This is a genomic window from Nocardioides pacificus (genome assembly GCF_054775955.1).
Window position 1 is genome coordinate 926988 of the sequence record NZ_BAAHCI010000005.1, and the last position, 17218, is coordinate 944205.

Consider the following 17218-nt stretch of genomic DNA (forward strand, 5'->3'; position numbering starts at 1 on the left):
GTCGCCGACCTGGCGGTTCTCGGCGACGTCCTTGAGGAGGCGGCGCATGATCTTCCCGGAGCGGGTCTTGGGCAGCTCGGGGACGACCATCACCTGGCGCGGCTTGGCGATCGGGCCGATCTCCTTGGCCACGTGGCGGCGCAGCTCCTCGATGATGTCCTCGCCGCCGTCACCGGCCTCGTCGCGCAGGATCACGAACGCGCAGACCGCCTGGCCCGTGGTGTCGTCGGAGGCGCCGACCACGGCGGCCTCGGCGACCTTGGGGTGCGACACCAGCGCCGACTCGATCTCGGTCGTCGAGAGCCGGTGGCCGGACACGTTCATCACGTCGTCGACGCGACCGAGCAGCCAGATGTCGCCGTCGTCGTCCTTCTTCGCCCCGTCACCGGCGAAGTAGAAGCCCTGCTTGGCGAACCGCGACCAGTAGGTGTCCTTGAACCGCTGGTCCTCGCCCCACAGGGTGCGCAGCATCGCCGGCCACGGCTCGGTGGCGACCAGGAAGCCGCCGGAGCCGTTGGGCACCGACTCGCCCTTGTCGTCGACCACGTCGATGCTGACGCCGGGCAGCGCCCGCATCGCCGAGCCGGGCTTGCCGGCGGTGACGCCCGGCAGCGGCGAGATCATCATCGCCCCGGTCTCGGTCTGCCACCAGGTGTCCACGATCGGGCAGCGCTCGCCGCCGATCACCTCGCGGTACCACATGTAGGCCTCGGGGTTGATCGACTCGCCGACCGAGCCGAGCAGGCGCAGGGAGGACAGGTCGAACCCGTCGGGGATCTCGCGGCCCTGCTTCATGAAGGTGCGGATCGCAGTGGGCGCGGTGTAGAAGATCGTCACGCCGTACTTCTGGATGATCTCCCACCAGCGGCCCTTGTGCGGGCTGTCCGGCGTGCCCTCGTACATCACCTGCGTGGCGCCGTTGGCGAGCGGCCCGTAGACGATGTAGCTGTGGCCGGTCACCCAGCCGACGTCGGCCGTGCACCAGTAGACGTCCGTCTCGGGCTTGAGGTCGAAGACCGACCAGTGCGTGTAGGCCGAGCCGACCAGGTAGCCGCCGGTGGTGTGCAGGATGCCCTTGGGCTTGCCGGTCGTGCCGGAGGTGTACATGACGTAGAGCGGGTGCTCGGCGTCGAAGGACTCGCAGGTGTGCTCCGAGGCCGCGGTGTCGACGACGTCGTGCCACCAGACGTCCACGCTGTCGTCCCAGGCGACGTCCTGGCCGGTGCGGCGTACGACGAGCACGTTGCGGACGTCGAAGCCCTGGGTCGAGGTCTTGGCGCGGGCCTCGTCGACGGCCGGCTTGAGGGCGGAGGCGTTGCCGCGCCGGTAGCCGCCGTCGGCGGTGATGATCACCTTGGCCTCGCAGTCGACCAGGCGGGAGGCGAGCGCGTCGGAGGAGAAGCCGCCGAAGACGACCGTGTGGGGCGCGCCGATCCGGGCGCAGGCGAGCATCGCGATGACCGCCTCGGGGATCATCGGCAGATAGATCGCGACCCGGTCGCCGGTCTCGACGCCCAGCGAGGTCAGCGCGTTGGCCGCGCGGGCGACCTCGCGCTGCAGGTCGGCATAGGTGAGCGTGCGGGTGTCGTCGGCGGGCTCGCCGACCCAGTGCAGCGCGACGCGGTCGCCGTTGCCGGCCTCGACGTGGCGGTCCACGCAGTTGTACGACGCGTTGAGGCGCCCGCCGACGAACCACTTCGCGAACGGCGGGTTGTCCCAGTCGAGGACCCGGTCCCACTTCCGGTCCCAGCTGAGCCGCTCCGCCTGCTCTGCCCAGAAGCCCTCGCGGTCGGCGTCGGCCCGGTCGTAGGCCTCGGCCGTGACGTTGGCCGACGCGGCCAGCTCGGCCGGCGGCTCGAAGCGTCGCTCCTCGTGCATCAGGTTGGACAGGGTCTCGTTGTCGTCGCTCACGGTCTCTCCCGGGTGTCTCTCGGTCCGGCCTGGCGGGGCTCGGGGCTGGCGGGGCTCGGTGCTGGCTGGGGGCTGGTGCACTCTGCTGGCTCTGCGGCCAGCCTAGGGGCCCTGTGGTGTGGATCACCACCGAGGCCCGGGGGGCGCTCGCAGGCGCTGCGGCGGGCGGGCCGGCGCCGTCGTTGAACGGTGGGTACGACGCGACGAGCGGTCGGCGCACCGGGGGGTCCGCGGTGGCCCGGGTCGATCAGCTGCGGTCGAGCGCGACCGCCTCCGGGCTGTGCAGTCGCACCATGAACCGTCCGGCGTGCTCCGGGATGCGCGAACGTGTCGCGAGGCTGACCAGGATCATCGCCAGCAGCGCAGCCGGCACGCTCCATGCTGCGGGTTGGCCCAGCAACACCGATCTCCAGCCCTCGCCGTCGGCCACGAGCAGCGTGTGGATGACGCCCGCCCCCGAGCCCACCCCGCCCACGAGCAGCCCGCACAGCGCACCGGCATCGGTCAGTCCGCGCCACCAGATGCCGAGCAGCAGCAGCGGGCAGAAGGTCGACGCGGCGACGGCGAACGCGAGCCCGACCGCCCGGGCGACCCCCACGTCGGGACTCGTCAGCGCCAGCACCGCGGGCACCACCACCGCGATCACCGCGGCGACCCGGAAGGCTGTGACCCCGGAGAGCCGGCGTCCCCCGAAGAGTCCGGCGAACCGGCGCCCCGTGACGTCCTGGCTGATCACACCCGCGACCGCGATCCCCAGCCCCGACGAGGTCGACAGGAACGCCGCGAACGCCCCGGCGGTCACCAGACCGGTGAGCACGTCGCCCACCACGCCGGGCACCATCAGGCGGGGCAGCTCGAGGACCAGCACGTCGGTGCGTCCCGACGCGGCCAGCTCCGCGGCGTACACGCGTCCCAGCGCCCCGTAGATCGGGGGCAGCAGGTAGAACGCGCCGAGCAGGGCCAGCACCACGAGCGTCGTACGACGCGCCGCGCGGCCGTCGGGGTTGGTGTAGAAGCGCACCACCACGTGGGGCAGCCCCATCGTCCCGAGGAAGGTCGCGATGATCAGGGAGTAGGTGACGTAGAGACCCTGGGCGCCGCCGTCGCCCAGGGGGAGCGACCACAGGTCGCTGCCGGTGCCGGTCGCCTGGATCGCCGGACCGGGCCGTCCGTCGCCGAGCCAGACGGCGACCAGGACGGCGGCCGGGATCAGCAGGGCGGTCAGCTTGAGCCAGTACTGGAACGCCTGGACGAAAGTGATCGAGCGCATCCCTCCCGAGGTGACGTTGATCAGCACCACCACGGCGACGATGAGCGAGCCGGCCCAGGGCGGGGCCCCGATGGCCGAGCGCAGGGTCAGCCCGGCGCCCTGGAACTGCGGCAGCAGGTAGAGCCATCCGACGGCCACGACGAGCAGCGAGCAGGCGGCCCGGACCTGGCGCGAGCCCAGCCGGGCCTCGGCGAAGTCCGGCAGCGTGTAGGCGCCCGAGCGGCGCAGCGGTGCGGCGACCAGCGTCAGCAGCACGAGGTAGCCCGCGGTCCAGCCGACGGGATACCAGAGCATGTCCGCACCGAAGGTGAGGACGAGCCCGGCGACGCCGAGGAAGGAGGCCGCGGAGAGGTACTCGCCCCCGATCGCCGAGGCGTTGAGGCGGGGACGCACGGTGCGCGAGGCCACGAAGAAGTCGCTCGTGGTGCGCGAGAAGCGCAGCCCCCAGGTGCCGATCGCCAGCGTGGCGATGGTGACGAGGGTGACGGCGACGATCCCGGGGACGGCATCGATCCCCGTGACCCCTGCAGTGATCCAGGCGGTGGCCCCCGTCGAGGGCGCTGCCGAGAGCGCCGTCATCGCTCGGCATCCTCCACGAGCGCAGCGAAGTCACGCTCGTTGGCCTCCGCGCGGCGCACGTAGATCCAGCCGAGCAGCACGAGGTAGGGGTAGACCAGGACGCCCAGCAGCAGCCAGGGCAGCGGCACGCCGAGCACGTGGTGCTGGGCGAGGCCCGGGACGAGGTGGAAGAGCAGCGGCAGGAGCCCGACGCCGAGGCCGAGCGCGGTCAGCACACCGAGCGCCAGCCGCAGCTGCTCGCGAAGCAGTGAGCGCATGAAGACCGCCCCGAGGCGGGTGCCCGCGTCGATCTCGCGGGCCCGCGTCGCCGGGGTGGGAGTACGTCGCCGGGCCGGGCCGGTGACGCGGACCCGGCTGGGCGGGGCCGAGGGGTCGGGGCTGCTCATGCCTCTCGTCCGGTCGTGCCCCGACGGATCAGCAGCTCGCGCAGCTGGCGGGTGTGACGCCGGCTGACGACGAGCTCGCTGCCGGCGACGACGACCGTGCAGCGGCCACCCTCCATCCGCACCTCGCTGATGTGGGCCAGAGCCACGAGCAGCGAGCGGTGGATCCGGACGAACCCCGCGGGCCCCCACTCCTCCTCGAGCGCGGACAGCGGGGTGCGCAGCAGGTGCGAGCCGGAGGGGGTGTGCAGTCTCGCGTAGTCGCCCTGGGCCTCGACGTGGGTGATCTCGGAGCGGCTGAGGAAGCGGGTGACGCCTCCGCGCTCGACGGGGACCTGGTCGTCACTCGCCGGGGCGGGGCGCACGCCGCCCTCGACCACGCGGCGTACGGCCTCGGCGAGGCGCTCCTCGCGCACCGGCTTGAGCACGTAGTCGACCGCGCGCAGCTCGAACGCCTCGACCGCGTGCTCCTCGTGGGCGGTGACGAAGACGACGGGCGGCGGGGCCTTGAAGCGGGCGAGCACCTGGGCCATGTCGAGGCCCGAGAGCCCCGGCATCTGCACGTCGAGGAAGACCACGTCGACCTCGAGGTCCTGCAGCATGCGCAGAGCGTCGGTCGCCGAGTCGGTCGCGATGACCTCACGCACGCGGGGATCGCGCTCGAGCAGGTAGGTGAGCTCGTCGAGGGCGGGACGCTCGTCGTCGATCAGCAGGACCTTCAGGCTCTGGTCCGGGCCCCCCGGCGTCTGATGGGGCGTCTGATGGGACGACTGGTTGGGCGGCTGGTTGGGCGTCGTGCTCACGCATGCACCCCCGGGGCGAATTTCGGGACCCGGACGATGACCTTGGTGCCGGCGCCGGGTGCGGTCTCCACGACGAGACCGTAGTCGTCGCCGAAGGAGTTGCGCAGCCGCTCGTCCACGTTGCCCAGTCCCACGGAGTCGAGCTGGTCGTCGCCGGCCAGCGCGCGTCGTACCCGCTCGGGGTCCTCGCCGGCGCCGTCGTCCTCCACCTCGATCACGCACATCTGGCCCACGTCGCGCGCCACGATCGTGACCTGGCCCGACCCGGCGGCGGTGTCGGGGGTGCCGGCCAGCCCGTGGCGGACGGCGTTCTCGACCAGCGGCTGGATGCACAGGAACGGCACCGTCACGCCCAGCACCTCCGGAGCGATCCGCAGCGTCACCCGGAGCCGGTCGCCGAAGCGGGCCTGCTCGAGCAGGAGGTACTGCTCGATCGAGCGCAGCTCCTCGGCGAGTGTCGTGTATTCGCCGTGGCGTCGAAAGGAGTAGCGGGTGAACTCGGCGAACTCCAGCAGCAGCTCGCGCGCGCGGTCAGGGTCGGTGCGCACGAAGGAGGCGATCGCGCCGAGGGAGTTGTAGATGAAGTGGGGACTGATCTGGGCCCTCAGCGCCCGCACCTCGGCCTCCATCAGGCGGGTGCGGGACGCGCCGAGCTCGGCGAGCTCCAGCTGGCCCGAGACCCAACCGGCCACCTCGTCGGCGGCTCGGACCAGACCTCCGGTGGGGTGGGGCGTGAAGACCTGCAGGGTGCCGATGATCCGCTCCTCGACGACCAGGGGACTGACGATGGCGTGCCGCACCAGGCAGCCTGGCTCGGCACAGGCCACCTCCCGGGGATCTGCCACGAGCGTGCCGCCATGGTCCACGGCACGCTGCGCGAGCGAGGCGACCTGTGGTCCGTGGTCCTGGGCGCCGACCCCGTCCCACGCGAGCAGCCCGGAGGTGTCGCTGAGGGCCACCGCCGGGGAGCCGAGGAGGGCTCGCAGATGGCGGATGCTGCGCTCGGCGCTGGAGCCGGTCAGCCCCTCCCGCAGCGCCGGGGAGGCGAGCGAGGCGGTGTGCAGGGTGCGGAAGGTCGCCCGGTCGGCCTCCGTGCCCAGATGAGTACGGCGCGCGCCACGGCGACGGGTGATCCGCTCCCAGGCTCCCATCGTCCCCGACCCTCCAGGTCTCAGCGGAAGTCAATCAGCAGCACATCGGTGACCTGGCCCTGCGACTCCACGACCACGCGGATGCCCCCGGTCTCCTCGGGGTCGCGTGCCTCTCCTGTAGCGGGGCCTCCAGTGGGGCCTCCAGTGGGGCCAGGAGTGGAGTCCGCAGAGCCCGTGGGGTGGGCGTCCGGACGCTCAGGGGCATCGCCGTCGGAGGGGCGGTCGCGCCCGCCCCGCTCCGCGGACTCTGCCTGTGTGGAGGTGGGCTTGGTCGGCCCGTCGAGCACCGTCGCGCGATAGCACCGGCTCACCCAGGGCAGCTGCATGCCGTCGTTGCCGCGGCCGTAGTCGTCGTACAGCGCGAGGGCGCGGTCGATCCGCTCGGCGCGGACCTGGTCGTCGCTCAGGTCGAAGATCTCGGGCAGGCCCGCCAACAGGGCGGTCAGCCGGGTCCGGTTCACGCTCTCCCAGAACCGGAACGAGGTGTCCTCGACGAAGCCGAACAGGCCGGAGCGGACCAGGGCTCGGGTGGGGGCCTCGTGGTCGGGGATGTTCTCCTCCGGGGCGAGGATCCGGTCGAGCTTGCGCACCCAGGGGATCCGGCGGTCACGCTCGTTGACGACCAGGGACAGCCGTCCGCCGGGGCGGAGCACCCGGGCGATCTCGTGGAGGTCGGACGGCAGCCGGTGGACGACGACGACGGCGTCGACGGAGGAGTCGGGCAGGGAGAACGACGCGTCCTCGCTGTGCCGCACGTCATGGCCGAGCTCGCCCAGGGTGACGCACAACGACGCGGCCGCCTGCGGATGGCCGACGGCGACGACCGTGCGGGGCCGGCCGTCGGGGCGTCGGTGCGCGACGACGACGTCGGGGTCGTCGTCGGTCAGCCACTGCGCCGGGGCAGTGGGATAGGACGTCGCCTCGGGGAAGTGATCGCGGCCCCGGTTCGTGGGGGCTCCCTGCGTGTCCATCCCCCGCAGGCTACTCGCTCATCGCCCCGGACACGGGCGGCGCGCGGCGACACGTCGCTGGTCAAGGGGCGGCGGCGGTCAAGGGGCGGCCGCGGTCAACTAGCCTTCGGCCCATGACTGCCGATCCGCTGGCCGGGCTCACCTCGCTCGAGGGGGTCGCCTCCGCCTACGCCGCGACCCGCGACGGCATCGACGCCATGCTGCGCGACCGGGGCCTGCGCCGGACCAGCCCCGAGACGACCGCGGAGTCCCTGCTTCGTGGGGCGCACGCCAGCGCGGTCCTGGAGGGCTCCTCCTCGACGCTGGCGCAGGTGCGCGCCGGCGAGGGCGACGCGATCGCCCAGGACGCGCTGCGCCTCTCCACCGAGCTGCTGGGGCTGGCGCCGCTGCTGCAGTCCGCCCCGCTGCAGGCACTCGCCCGCATCCACGCGCTCGCCGCCGCGGGCAGCGTGGACGACGAGCGGCTCGGGCGTCCCCGCGATGCCGACGCGGCCCTGCGGCTGCGCGGCGTGGCCGACCTGCTGCTGGCCCGGACCGAGGCGCCGGCCCTGATGATCGCGGCGGTCGTGCACGCCGACATCGCGACCGGGGCGCCGTTCGCCTCGCACAACGGCGTCGTCGCCCGCGCGACCGAGCGTCTGATCCTGGTCGCCCGCGGTGTCGACGAGAAGTCGCTGGTCGTTCCGGAGGCGGGGCACCTCGCCCTGCGCGCGCCGTACGAGTCGAACCTGCGGGGCTTCAGCGAGGGTGGCTTGGCGGGGGTGCACTCGTGGCTCCTCTACACCGCCGAGGCCTACGCCGCCGGGGCGGAGGCCAGTCCGCTGCGCCGGGCCGCTGAGGACGCCTGAGGGGCTGTCCCAGGGCCTGCCGGACGGGTGCCCGCGCAAGCGAACGGCACCCGCCTCGCGTGGATTCGGATGCCGCCGCCAACTCTCGAGTTCCTGGGCTACCAAGCGTGCACTCTCTAACTGCTGCCCCGGGAATATCCCGTGTGACAAGCGCCCTGAAAAAGGGTGGATCGCCGCGTGGGTACCCGAACTCGAGTGTGATCTGTTCAGTTGTGCTGCCACCTTTTGTACGCCGTTCCACCGGCACTATCAAGGGTTGACAGATCGTGTCCTGCGTGGGTCAGCCCGCTGTGGGGGCTGCTCCGGGACTGGGGCCTAGGAGGCGCGGCGTCGGGTGTTCAGATAGATCGCGGAGCCCACGGCCACGAGCCCGCCCACGGCCAGCGCCGCGAGGGTCGGCTTGACCGGAGCGGTCAGGCGCGAGCGCAGCGTGACCGGCTTGGTGAAGACCAGGACCGGCCAGCCGTTGGCCGCGGCCACCTTGCGGAGCTCCTTGTCGGGGTTGACCGCGTGCGGGTGCCCGACCTCCTCGAGCATGTGCACGTCGGTGATCGAGTCGGAGTAGGCGAAGCACTCGGCGAGGTCGTAGCCGCGCACCTCGGCCAGCTCGCGGATCGCGACGGCCTTCTCCTCGGCGTAGGCATAGAAGGCGATGCCGCCGGTGTACTTGCCGTCCTCGATCTCCATCCGGGTCGCGACGACGTGGTCGGCGCCCAGCATCTCGCCGATCGGCTCGACAACCTCGGCGCCCGACGCCGAGACGATCACGACGTCGCGTCCGGCGAGGTGGTGCTCCTCGATGAGCGAGACGGCCTCGTCGTAGACGATCGGGTCGACGATGTTGTGCAGGGTGTCGGCCACGATCTCGCGGACGGTGGCGACGTCCCACCCGGCGCACAGCTGCGACATGAACTGCCGCATCTTCTCCATCTGGTCGTGGTCCGCACCACCGACGAGATAGACGAACTGGGCGTAGGCCGAGCGCAGCACGGCGCCCCGCGAGATGAGACCACCGGCCTGGAAGGGCTTGCTGAAGGCCAGCGTGCTGGACTTCGCGATGATCGTCTTGTCGAGGTCGAAGAAGGCCGCTGTCGGGCGGTGCGCCATGAGGTCAGCATAGGAGGCGCCGCTCGCGAATCGGGCCAGCAAGCGTCCACAGCCGCCGGAATTCCGGTCGCCGTCCACAGGTGGGCTTGCTGACCGAGCGGGGAAGCGTCGTCGTCGGCATCGTCGGGTGCATGACCGCGCCGCTGCTGATCACTGCCGACGACCTCCTGCTCGACGAGCTGCTGCGCCTGGCCGCGGCTGCGGGCGTGACCCCCGACGTGGCGAGGGACGGCCCGGCCGCCCTGCGTCGCTGGGCCGCCGCGCCCCTGGTCCTGGTGGGGGCGGACCTGGCAGCCGAGCTCGCGCAGGCCGCTCCGGGACGCCGCGACGGTGTGCATGTCGTCGCGTGGGGCGGCGTCGCCGATGACCTGTTCCGTCAGGCCCTGGCTCTCGGCGCCGAGAATGTCGCCGAGCTGCCGCGCTCGGACGCCTGGGTGGTCGAGGCACTGACCGACCTCGCAGACGTGGGTGGGGGTCGCAGGGCCCGGGGACTCACCCTCGGCGTCCTGGGCGGCAGTGGCGGCGCCGGCGCCACGACGATGGCCTGCGCCCTGGGGCAGGTGGCTGGGCACAGCGGACCGGCGGTCGTCATCGACGCGGACCCGTGGGGGCCGGGTGTCGACCGCATCCTGGGGCTGGAGAGTGCGGGTGGGGTGCGCTGGGACGCACTCCAGCAGACCACCGGGAGGCTCAGTGCCCGCTCGCTGCGCGAGGCCCTGCCGCGACGCGACGGGGTCGGCGCACTGTCCTGGGGGCCGGGACCGGCCGGGACACTGCAGGCCTTCGCAGCCCGTGAGGCGCTGTCGGCCGCCCAGCGCGGCCACGACACCGTGGTGCTCGACCTGCCCCGGACCGGCGACGCCCTCATCGAGGAGCTGGCGGCGCGCTGCGACCGGCTGCTGGTGGTGTGCGTCGCCACCGTGGCCGGGGTGGCGTCCACGGCCCGGGTCTGCGCGCGGTTCGAGGACCCCGCCTCGGTGCGGCTGGTGGTCCGAGGAACGGCCATCGACCCGCTGGCGGTGGGACGGGCGGTGGGCGTGCCGGTGGTCGCCGCGATGACCGACCAGCGTGGCCTGGCCGAGGCGGTGGACCTGGGCCTTGGCCCGGTCCGCTCGCGGCGCGGACCGCTGGGTCGGGCGGCGGCGGTGGCCCTCGAGGAGGTCGCGCACGAGCTGCGCGACCGGGGTGCCGCCGCGTGAGCGAGTCGCTGCCGGTCGCGGTGCTGGAGGCGGTGCGCGACCGACTGGCCCGCGACCCCGGTGAGCTGACCCCGCACCGGGTCGCCGAGGCGCTGCGCGGGACCGGCGTCCCGGTCGGCGACGCCACGGTGCTCGCGGTCCACGAGGCGCTGCGCCGTGACGTGGTCGGCGCGGGGCCGCTCGAGCCGTTGCTGCGCACCGCCGGGGTGACCGACGTCCTGGTCAACGGGCCCACGCAGGTGTTGATGGATCGCGGTGGCGGGCTGGAGGCCACCACGGTGCGCTTCCCCGACGACGCCGCCGTCCGGCGCCTGGCCCAGCGCCTCGCGGCGGCCGGTGGGCGCCGCCTCGATGACGCCACGCCCTACGTCGACGTCCGGCTGCCCGACGGCACCCGCTTCCACGCCGTGCTCTCCCCGGTGGCGCGGCCCGGGACCGTGCTGTCGCTGCGGGTCCCGGGCCGGCGGGTCCTGTCGATGGCCGATCTCGTGGCGGCCGGCACCGTGACCGAAGCCGGGTCACGGCTGCTGTGCGACGTCGTCGACTCCCGACTGGCCTTCCTGGTCAGCGGCGGCACCGGGTCGGGCAAGACCACCCTGTTGGCTGCCCTGCTCTCGATCGTCGCGCCCGAGGAGCGGCTCGTGCTGGTCGAGGACGCCAGCGAGCTGCGCCCCGACCACCCGCACGTGGTCGGACTGGAGGCACGACCCGCCAACATCGAGGGAGCCGGCGCCATCGACGTGCGCACGCTGGTCCGGCAGGCGCTGCGGATGCGTCCCGACCGGCTCGTCGTGGGAGAGGTGCGAGGAGCCGAGATCGTCGACCTGCTCGCGGCCCTCAACACGGGACACGAGGGCGGCTGCGGCACCCTGCACGCCAACTCGGCGGTCGACGTGCCCGCCCGGGTGGAGGCGCTGGCCCTGGCCGCCGGCCTGCCCCGTGCGGCCGCGCACAGCCAGTTCGCCTCGGCGGTCGACGTGGTGCTGCACATGGCGCGAGGCCGGGACGGCCACCGCACGCTCAGCCAGGTGGCGGTGCCGGTCCGCGACGCTGCCGGGCTGGTGACGATGGTGCCCGCCCTGGAGTTCCGCGACGGTCAGGTGAGCGCTGGTGACGGGGCGGACCTGCTGGCGGCGAGGCTCGCGCCGTGAGGGCGTCTCTGGTCCTGGTGGCGGCCGGTGCCACCTTCGGTGCCCTCCTGCTGCTGGCTCGGCCGGCCCCCGTGCTGCCGGGCGGGGCGCAGCGGCAGCGGAGCGTCCGGGGCACCGCGCTGGCCGGCGCCGGCGCCGTCGCGCTGCTGGCCGCGACGCTCTCCCCACGGTCGGTGCTGCTGGTCGTCCTCGGAGCCGGAGTCACCGCCGGCGGGGCCGCTCTGCTGCGCCGGCGCCGCCGCCGACGGGCGGCAGACGCCGCGGCCGGCCGGGTCCTCGAGACCTGCGAGCTGCTCGCGGCCGAGCTGGCGGCGGGACGGCCGCCGGGAGCGGCCCTGGACCGGGCGGCAGGCGTGTGGGAGCCGCTCGGCCCGGTGGCGCGCGCCCAGCATCTGGGCTCCGACGTGCCCGAGGCGCTGCGTGCGGTGGCGGGGGTGCCCGGCTGCGCTGACCTGCGCCTCGTGGCGGCGGCCTGGCAGGTCGCCCACCGGACTGGGCAGGGGCTGGCCGGCACCCTCGCCGGGGTGGCCCGGGGCCTGCGAGCGGGGCAGACCACTCGGCGGGTGGTCGAGGCGGAGCTGGCGTCTGCGCGGGCCACGGCCAGGCTGCTCGCCGCGCTGCCCGTGGTGGCGCTGGCCATGGGATCGGGCACCGGTGGCAACCCGTGGCAGTTCCTGCTCACCCAGCCGCTCGGGCTCGCCTGCCTGGCGGGTGGGCTGGCCTTCGGCTTCGTCGGGCTGTGGTGGATCGAGGCGATCGCCGAGGGCGTCGAGTCGGGAGTGGCATGACCGGGGGTGCCCTGCTCTCCGCACTGGCTGCAGCTGCGGCGCTCGCGCTCGTCGTGCCGAGCAGCCGGGTGAAGGGCACGGTCGGCGGCGCGGTGGGCGGCGTCGGCGGGGGTGTCCGTGCGGGACCGACGGCAGGAGCGGCGGCGTCCGCAGCCGTCAGTGCGCCTTCGGGCGAGACGGGAACGGATGCTGACAGCCGCCGCCGGTGGCTCTGGGCGCTGCTGGCGGGGCTGGGGGCCGCCGTGTTCGTGCGGGGCCCTGCCGCCCCGGTGGTGGGTGTGCTCGTGGCGGGCGGCGTGCAGCTGGTGCTGGCCCGCTCGGAACCCCCGGCGCAGCGTCGGGCACGGGAGGCCGCTCGTCGTGACCTCGCCTGCCTGGTGGACCTCTTCGCCGCTGCGCTCTCCGCAGGCACACCAGCCGCCGAGGCCGTCGGGTTCGTCTGTGCCGCCCTCCCCGGCCCGGCAGCCGACCGGCTGCACACGGTCCGCGCCCGCCTCGATGTCGGCCTCGACCCGGAGGCGGTGTGGGAGGGGCTGGCCGGCGACCCGGTGCTCGGCCCCCTCGGGCGCACGCTCGCGCGTGCCCACGCCACCGGAGCCCCGGTCGTGGGGGCGGTGGAGCGGCTCGCCGACGACCTGGCCGTTCGGGCCCGCGCCGACGTCGAGGACCGGGCCCGCGCCGTCGGGGTGAAGGCTGCCGTCCCGCTGGGGCTGTGCCTGCTGCCCGCGTTCCTGCTGCTGGGGATCGTGCCGCTCGTGGCCGGGCTGCTCAGCGGCATCGCTCCCTGACGCCGGCGCTCCGGTGGCCCACGAACTGTCCACCGGGCGACCGAGCGGGTGGGTTCTCCACAGCGCGGAGCAGAGCCGGTGCGGCGGGCGTCCAGGCGGCGAAGAGTCATTCCCGGAGGTCGCATCGGGCGACCACGGACAGGAGGAACCAGATGACGAGACGAGATCTACGACAGATCCGGCGAGGGGCTGAGGACGGGATCACCACGGCGGAGTACGCCGTGGGGACGGCGGCCGGGGCCGGACTCGCGGGCCTGCTCTACCAGCTGCTGACCGGGGGCTTCGGCGACAAGATGCTCAAGAGCCTGTTCAACCACGTGCTCGGTCTGCTGGGCGTCGGATGACCTGTCGTCGCCCCGAGCGGGGGGCCGTGACGGCGGAGCTCGCCATGGCACTGCCGCTGCTCGTGGCCGTGACCGTGGGGCTGGCCTGGCTGCTGGCGGTCGGTGCCGCGCAGATCCGGGTCGTGGACGCGGCACGGGAGACGGCCCGCGTGGCCGCTCGGGGCGACGCGGACGCCGAGGCTGTCGCAGTGGGGCTCCGCGTCGCCCCCGAGGGGACCAGCGTGCGGGTCTCTCACGACGGAGAGCTGGTCCGGGCCACCGCCGAGGGAGAGGTGCGAGGCCCCGGTGGGCTGTTCGACTTCCTGCCCGGCGTGCGCGTCCGCGCCGAGGCGGTGGCCAGCGCCGAGGACCAGCCGTGAGGGGGCGGCCACGAGGGGGCGGCCGTGAGGGGGCGGCCGTAAGAGGGGGCCGCGACGAGACCGGCGGCGCCAGTCTCTTCGCGGTCTCGATGGTGGCGGTGCTGCTCCTTCTCGGCGCGGCGCTCGGCGTGGTGGCGGCGATGGTGACCGCACACCGGACCGCCCAGGGGGCGGCGGACCTCGCCGCCCTCGCGGGCGCGTCGGCCCTGCAGCAGGGCGAGGACGCGTGTGCGCGGGCGGCCACCGTGGCCCGGGCCAACGGCGCGTCCGTGACCTCGTGCCGCACGGACGGGTCCGACGTCTGGGTCGACGTGCTCGTGACCGGACCCCGGTGGCTGGGTCAGACGGGCGACCTCAGTGGACGGGCCCGGGCGGGTCCTGCCCTGTGAGCGGGGGCTGGCCCGGGCCTTGAGCGGGGGGCTGCTCGGGCGGGTGCTCCTCGTGACGAGCGACGCGCCGCTCGCGCCGGATCTGCAGCTCGCGCTTGGTGCCGTACTTCAGGATCCCGAATCCCCAGAGGATCGCCGCGCCCGCGGCGACGCCGACCAGGAAGATCGCCAGCGCGCTCATGTCGATCCCGAGCAGCTCCACGCTGCCCTCGCTGATGAAGATCGCCGCGAGGATCGCGAGCGCGCCGAGCACGATCAGCAGGAGTCCGATGGCGACCATGCTTCGAGGCTACCCTCCGAGCAGCACGTCGAGGAGACGCACGGCTGCGTCCTTGTCCAGCGGGTTGTTCTGGTTGCCGCACTTGGGCGACTGGATGCAGGACGGGCAGCCCGCCTCGCACCGACAGGCGGCAATCGTCTCCCGCGTGGCGCGCAGCCACTCGCGAGCCGCATGGAAGCCTCGCTCGGCGAACCCGGCCCCACCCGGGTGGCCGTCGTAGACGAAGACGGTCAGCTGTCCCGTGTCGGGGTGCAGGGCGGTCGACACGCCGCCGATGTCCCAGCGGTCGCACGTCGCGAAGAGCGGCAGCAGGCCGATCGCGCAGTGCTCCGCGGCGTGCGCGGCGCCGGGCAGGTCCCGGGCCGCCAGCCCTGCCTCCTCGAGTGCCGGTGCCGGCACCGTCCACCACACGGCGGTGGTGCGCAGCGTCCGCTCCGGGAGGTCGAGCGGCTCCTCGCCGAGCACCTCCCCGCCCGGCTGGCGCCGGCGCAGGAACGCGACGACCTGGTGGGAGACGTCCACCTCGCCCAGCGCCAGTCGGCAGTCACGCCAGAGCCGATGCTCGCGCTCGGCGACGATCGTGATGTCGGTGATCTCGCGGGCCGTCGTCGAGTAGTCGACGACGGTGGGCTCGATGACCGCGACGTGCTCGGTCAGGTCGAGCGAGGTCACCAGCCAGGGCTCGCCCCGGTGGACGTAGACGGCGCCCTCGTGCGCCGTCGCGTGCGCGCTGGAGGCGTCGACCGTGCCCACCACCCGGCCCGTGACCGCCTCGACGAGGGAGACCGGAGAGCCGCCGCTCGACCTGATGTCGGCGAGGTCGCTGGCCTTCCTGCGGTCGGCCCAGAACCACCCCCGTGGGCGTCGACGCAGCAGCCCCAGCTCGGTGAGCTGGTCGGCGATCGCCGGCGCGGTGGGCCCGAAGAGCTCCAGGTCGGCGAGCGTCAGCGGCGACTCGTCGGCGGCGGCGCACAGGTGCGGAGCGAGGACGTAGTGGTTGGTCGGGTCGAAGACCGACGCCTCCACGGGTTGCCCGACGAGGGCCTCGGGATGGGTGACGAGGTAGGTGTCGAGCGGGTCGTCGCGCGCCACCAGGATCGCCAGCGCGTCACGGGCACCCCTGCCGGCCCTGCCGACCTGCTGCCACAGCGCCGCGCGGGTGCCCGGGAAGCCGGCCATCACGACTGCGTCCAGCCCGCTGATGTCGATGCCGAGCTCCAGCGCGTTGGTCGCCGCGAGCCCGAGCAGCTCACCGCTGCGCAGCGACTCCTCGAGCGCGCGCCGCTCCTCGGGCAGGTAGCCGCCGCGGTAGGCGGCGACCCTCCCGGGCAGCGACGGGTCGACCTCGGCGAGGAGGGCGGCGGTCGTCAGCGCGACCTGCTCGACGCCGCGTCGAGAGCGCACGAAGGCCAGGGTGCGGACGCCGTCGCTGACCAGGTCGGCGAGGAGGTCGGCGGTCTCCGACGAGGCGGCCCGTCGCACCGGGGCTCCGTTCTCACCACCGTGGGAGACGAACGGCGGCTCCCACAGGGCGAGCGCGACCTGTCCTCGCGGCGAGGCGTCGTCGGTCACCGCCACCATGTCCAGGCCGGTGAGTCGCTGGGCCGAGACCGCCGGCTCCGCCACGGTCGCGGAGGCCAGCACGAACGTCGGCGACGCGCCGTACAGCGCACAGATCCGTCGCAGCCGGCGCAGCACGTGGGACACGTGCGCACCGAAGACCCCGCGGTAGTGGTGGCACTCGTCGACGACGACGTACTTCAGGGATCCGAGGAAGGACGCCCAACGGGCGTGCCCCGGGAGCAGCGAGCGGTGGAGCATGTCGGGGTTGGTGAGGACGTACTCCGCGTAGTCACGGGTCCAGTCGCGCATCTCGCGGCTGCTGTCGCCGTCGTGGGTGGAGACGCGGACGTCGAGACCGAGCGAGGTGATCGCGTTGAGCTGGTCCTGCGCGAGGGCCTTCGTCGGCGCCAGGTAGAGCGTCGTCGCCCCGCGCCGACGGCGCTCGCCGCGCGCGGAGCGGATCGCGGACAGCGCGGGGAGCTGGTAGGCAAGCGACTTGCCGGAGGCGGTGCCGGTGGCCAGGACGACGTGTCGTCCTGCCTGAGCGGCCTCGGCGGCGTCGGCCTGGTGCAGCCACGGGCGGGTCACTCCTCGCGCCGTGAAGGCGGCACGGACGTCGTCGGGGACCCAGACCGGCCAGTCGGCGTGACGGGCGGTGCGCGGCGGCAGCACCTCGAGGTGGGTGAGGCGCTCCGCACGGCCTGGTGCTGCCGTCAGCCGGTCCACCATCGAGGCGCCGCCCGATAGGCTGGCACGGATCGCGGAGGGCATCTCAAGAGTGTCGCAAACGGCTCCGACAAAGGCCGTAGTGTGGAGGTGTTCATGCACTTCCGTGCAGACCGTGGTTTGATATCGCTGGCAAAGTTCGGGGGAAGGTGCCTGCCGATGCCGGAAGTGCAGAAAGTGCCCGAGGAGCGAACGTGGACCTGACTCTTGCGACACGCGAGATCGATGGCAAGACCATCGTCGCGGTCGGGGGCGAGATCGATGTCTACACCGCGCCCAAACTCCGAGACCGCATCACGGAGCTGGTGGGGGACGGCGTCTATCACCTCGTGATCGATATGGAGGCCGTGGAGTTCTTGGACTCCACCGGCCTCGGCGTCCTGGTCGGCGGCCTGAAGAAGGTCCGCGCCCACGACGGCTCTCTGGAGCTGATCTGCAACCAGGAGCGGTTGCTGAAGATCTTCCGGATCACGGGGCTGGCGAAGGTCTTCACGATCCACGCGTCAGCCGACGCGATCGCCGGCTGACCAGCCTCCTGCTGCGTGCCCGTCCCTGACGGGCCACTACTCGCGCGCCGGATCCCTGTGCACACAGGGATCCGGCGCTTT

18 protein-coding genes are annotated in these 17218 nt (G+C 73.5%); 9 read left to right on the plus strand and 9 right to left on the minus strand.

The window, feature by feature from the left end:
- From acs to ACYU7L_RS07040, 6 genes are all read right to left on the minus strand, one after another.
- Positions 1–1878 (minus strand): acetate--CoA ligase (gene acs / locus ACYU7L_RS07015; RefSeq protein WP_460796598.1); only part of this gene is annotated, 1878 nt, incomplete at its 3' end.
- A 280-nt stretch (positions 1879–2158) separates the two neighbouring features.
- A complete protein-coding gene (locus tag ACYU7L_RS07020) occupies positions 2159–3760 on the minus strand; it encodes a sodium/solute symporter (RefSeq protein WP_460794623.1) in 1602 nt (533 codons plus the stop codon).
- Positions 3757–4146 (minus strand): hypothetical protein, encoded by a 390-nt coding sequence (locus tag ACYU7L_RS07025; protein WP_460794624.1) that lies wholly within the window; start codon positions 4144–4146, stop codon positions 3757–3759. The genes ACYU7L_RS07020 and ACYU7L_RS07025 overlap by 4 nt, the downstream gene beginning before the upstream one ends.
- Positions 4143–4946: a LytR/AlgR family response regulator transcription factor gene (locus ACYU7L_RS07030; RefSeq protein ID WP_460794625.1), complete on the minus strand. Its 804-nt coding sequence runs from the start codon at positions 4944–4946 to the stop codon at positions 4143–4145. The genes ACYU7L_RS07025 and ACYU7L_RS07030 overlap by 4 nt, the downstream gene beginning before the upstream one ends.
- Positions 4943–6097, minus strand: a complete 1155-nt coding sequence (locus ACYU7L_RS07035) for a sensor histidine kinase (protein WP_460794626.1) — start codon at positions 6095–6097, stop codon at positions 4943–4945. The genes ACYU7L_RS07030 and ACYU7L_RS07035 overlap by 4 nt, the downstream gene beginning before the upstream one ends.
- Positions 6098–6117: 20 nt before the next feature.
- Positions 6118–7068 carry a hypothetical protein gene (locus ACYU7L_RS07040; RefSeq protein ID WP_460794627.1) on the minus strand — a complete coding sequence of 317 codons (951 nt, stop codon included), beginning with the start codon at positions 7066–7068 and terminating at the stop codon, positions 6118–6120.
- Between the two features lie 113 nt (positions 7069–7181).
- On the opposite strand from ACYU7L_RS07040, the gene ACYU7L_RS07045 reads away from it, so the two are divergent.
- Positions 7182–7916: a Fic family protein gene (locus ACYU7L_RS07045; protein ID WP_460794628.1), complete on the plus strand. Its 735-nt coding sequence runs from the start codon at positions 7182–7184 to the stop codon at positions 7914–7916.
- A gap of 315 nt (positions 7917–8231) precedes the next feature.
- Here ACYU7L_RS07045 and ACYU7L_RS07050 read toward each other — a convergent pair whose 3' ends face one another.
- Complete coding sequence (locus tag ACYU7L_RS07050) at positions 8232–9023, minus strand: HAD family hydrolase (protein ID WP_460794629.1); 792 nt, start codon at positions 9021–9023, stop codon at positions 8232–8234.
- 131 nt (positions 9024–9154) lie between these two features.
- Between ACYU7L_RS07050 and ssd the strand changes: the two genes are divergently transcribed.
- The 7 genes from ssd to ACYU7L_RS07085 all read left to right on the plus strand — a co-directional run bounded on the left by ssd (position 9155) and on the right by ACYU7L_RS07085 (position 14041).
- Complete coding sequence (ssd, locus tag ACYU7L_RS07055; protein ID WP_460794630.1) at positions 9155–10222, plus strand: septum site-determining protein Ssd; 1068 nt, start codon at positions 9155–9157, stop codon at positions 10220–10222.
- Positions 10219–11373 carry a TadA family conjugal transfer-associated ATPase gene (locus ACYU7L_RS07060; RefSeq protein WP_460794631.1) on the plus strand — a complete coding sequence of 385 codons (1155 nt, stop codon included), beginning with the start codon at positions 10219–10221 and terminating at the stop codon, positions 11371–11373. The genes ssd and ACYU7L_RS07060 overlap by 4 nt, the downstream gene beginning before the upstream one ends.
- Positions 11370–12161, plus strand: a complete 792-nt coding sequence (locus ACYU7L_RS07065; RefSeq protein WP_460794632.1) for a type II secretion system F family protein — start codon at positions 11370–11372, stop codon at positions 12159–12161. The genes ACYU7L_RS07060 and ACYU7L_RS07065 overlap by 4 nt, the downstream gene beginning before the upstream one ends.
- A complete protein-coding gene (locus tag ACYU7L_RS07070) occupies positions 12158–12949 on the plus strand; it encodes a type II secretion system F family protein (RefSeq protein ID WP_460794633.1) in 792 nt (263 codons plus the stop codon). Before ACYU7L_RS07065 ends, ACYU7L_RS07070 begins: the two co-directional genes overlap by 4 nt.
- 152 nt (positions 12950–13101) lie before the next feature.
- Positions 13102–13293 (plus strand): DUF4244 domain-containing protein, encoded by a 192-nt coding sequence (locus ACYU7L_RS07075; RefSeq protein ID WP_460794634.1) that lies wholly within the window; start codon positions 13102–13104, stop codon positions 13291–13293.
- Positions 13290–13652, plus strand: coding sequence for a TadE family type IV pilus minor pilin (locus ACYU7L_RS07080; RefSeq protein WP_460794635.1), 363 nt, complete (start codon positions 13290–13292; stop codon positions 13650–13652). Before ACYU7L_RS07075 ends, ACYU7L_RS07080 begins: the two co-directional genes overlap by 4 nt.
- Positions 13649–14041 carry an Rv3654c family TadE-like protein gene (locus tag ACYU7L_RS07085; RefSeq protein ID WP_460794636.1) on the plus strand — a complete coding sequence of 131 codons (393 nt, stop codon included), beginning with the start codon at positions 13649–13651 and terminating at the stop codon, positions 14039–14041. Before ACYU7L_RS07080 ends, ACYU7L_RS07085 begins: the two co-directional genes overlap by 4 nt.
- Here the strand turns inward: ACYU7L_RS07085 and ACYU7L_RS07090 are convergent.
- The gene (locus ACYU7L_RS07090) at positions 14007–14321 is read right to left on the minus strand and encodes a hypothetical protein (RefSeq protein ID WP_460794637.1); all 315 of its coding nucleotides are present in this window, start codon (positions 14319–14321) and stop codon (positions 14007–14009) included. The two genes, ACYU7L_RS07085 and ACYU7L_RS07090, sit on opposite strands and share 35 nt — an antisense overlap.
- A gap of 9 nt (positions 14322–14330) precedes the next feature.
- On the minus strand, positions 14331–16655 hold the full coding sequence (locus tag ACYU7L_RS07095; protein ID WP_460794638.1) for a DEAD/DEAH box helicase: 2325 nt from the start codon (positions 16653–16655) through the stop codon (positions 14331–14333).
- Between the two features lie 149 nt (positions 16656–16804).
- Between ACYU7L_RS07095 and ACYU7L_RS07100 the strand changes: the two genes are divergently transcribed.
- Complete coding sequence (locus ACYU7L_RS07100; protein ID WP_460794639.1) at positions 16805–17137, plus strand: STAS domain-containing protein; 333 nt, start codon at positions 16805–16807, stop codon at positions 17135–17137.
- Positions 17138–17218: the final 81 nt, after the last annotated feature.

Coding starts and splice junctions, on each gene's coding strand:
- ACYU7L_RS07020 (WP_460794623.1), bottom strand. CDS start 3,760: ATGACGGCGCTCTCGGCAGCGCCCTCGACGGGGGCCACCGCCTGGATC.
- ACYU7L_RS07025 (WP_460794624.1), bottom strand. CDS start 4,146: ATGAGCAGCCCCGACCCCTCGGCCCCGCCCAGCCGGGTCCGCGTCACC.
- ACYU7L_RS07035 (WP_460794626.1), bottom strand. CDS start 6,097: ATGGGAGCCTGGGAGCGGATCACCCGTCGCCGTGGCGCGCGCCGTACT.
- ACYU7L_RS07040 (WP_460794627.1), bottom strand. CDS start 7,068: ATGGACACGCAGGGAGCCCCCACGAACCGGGGCCGCGATCACTTCCCC.
- ACYU7L_RS07045 (WP_460794628.1), top strand. CDS start 7,182: ATGACTGCCGATCCGCTGGCCGGGCTCACCTCGCTCGAGGGGGTCGCC.
- ACYU7L_RS07050 (WP_460794629.1), bottom strand. CDS start 9,023: ATGGCGCACCGCCCGACAGCGGCCTTCTTCGACCTCGACAAGACGATC.
- ssd (WP_460794630.1), top strand. CDS start 9,155: ATGACCGCGCCGCTGCTGATCACTGCCGACGACCTCCTGCTCGACGAG.
- ACYU7L_RS07070 (WP_460794633.1), top strand. CDS start 12,158: ATGACCGGGGGTGCCCTGCTCTCCGCACTGGCTGCAGCTGCGGCGCTC.
- ACYU7L_RS07075 (WP_460794634.1), top strand. CDS start 13,102: ATGACGAGACGAGATCTACGACAGATCCGGCGAGGGGCTGAGGACGGG.
- ACYU7L_RS07080 (WP_460794635.1), top strand. CDS start 13,290: ATGACCTGTCGTCGCCCCGAGCGGGGGGCCGTGACGGCGGAGCTCGCC.
- ACYU7L_RS07090 (WP_460794637.1), bottom strand. CDS start 14,321: ATGGTCGCCATCGGACTCCTGCTGATCGTGCTCGGCGCGCTCGCGATC.
- ACYU7L_RS07095 (WP_460794638.1), bottom strand. CDS start 16,655: ATGCCCTCCGCGATCCGTGCCAGCCTATCGGGCGGCGCCTCGATGGTG.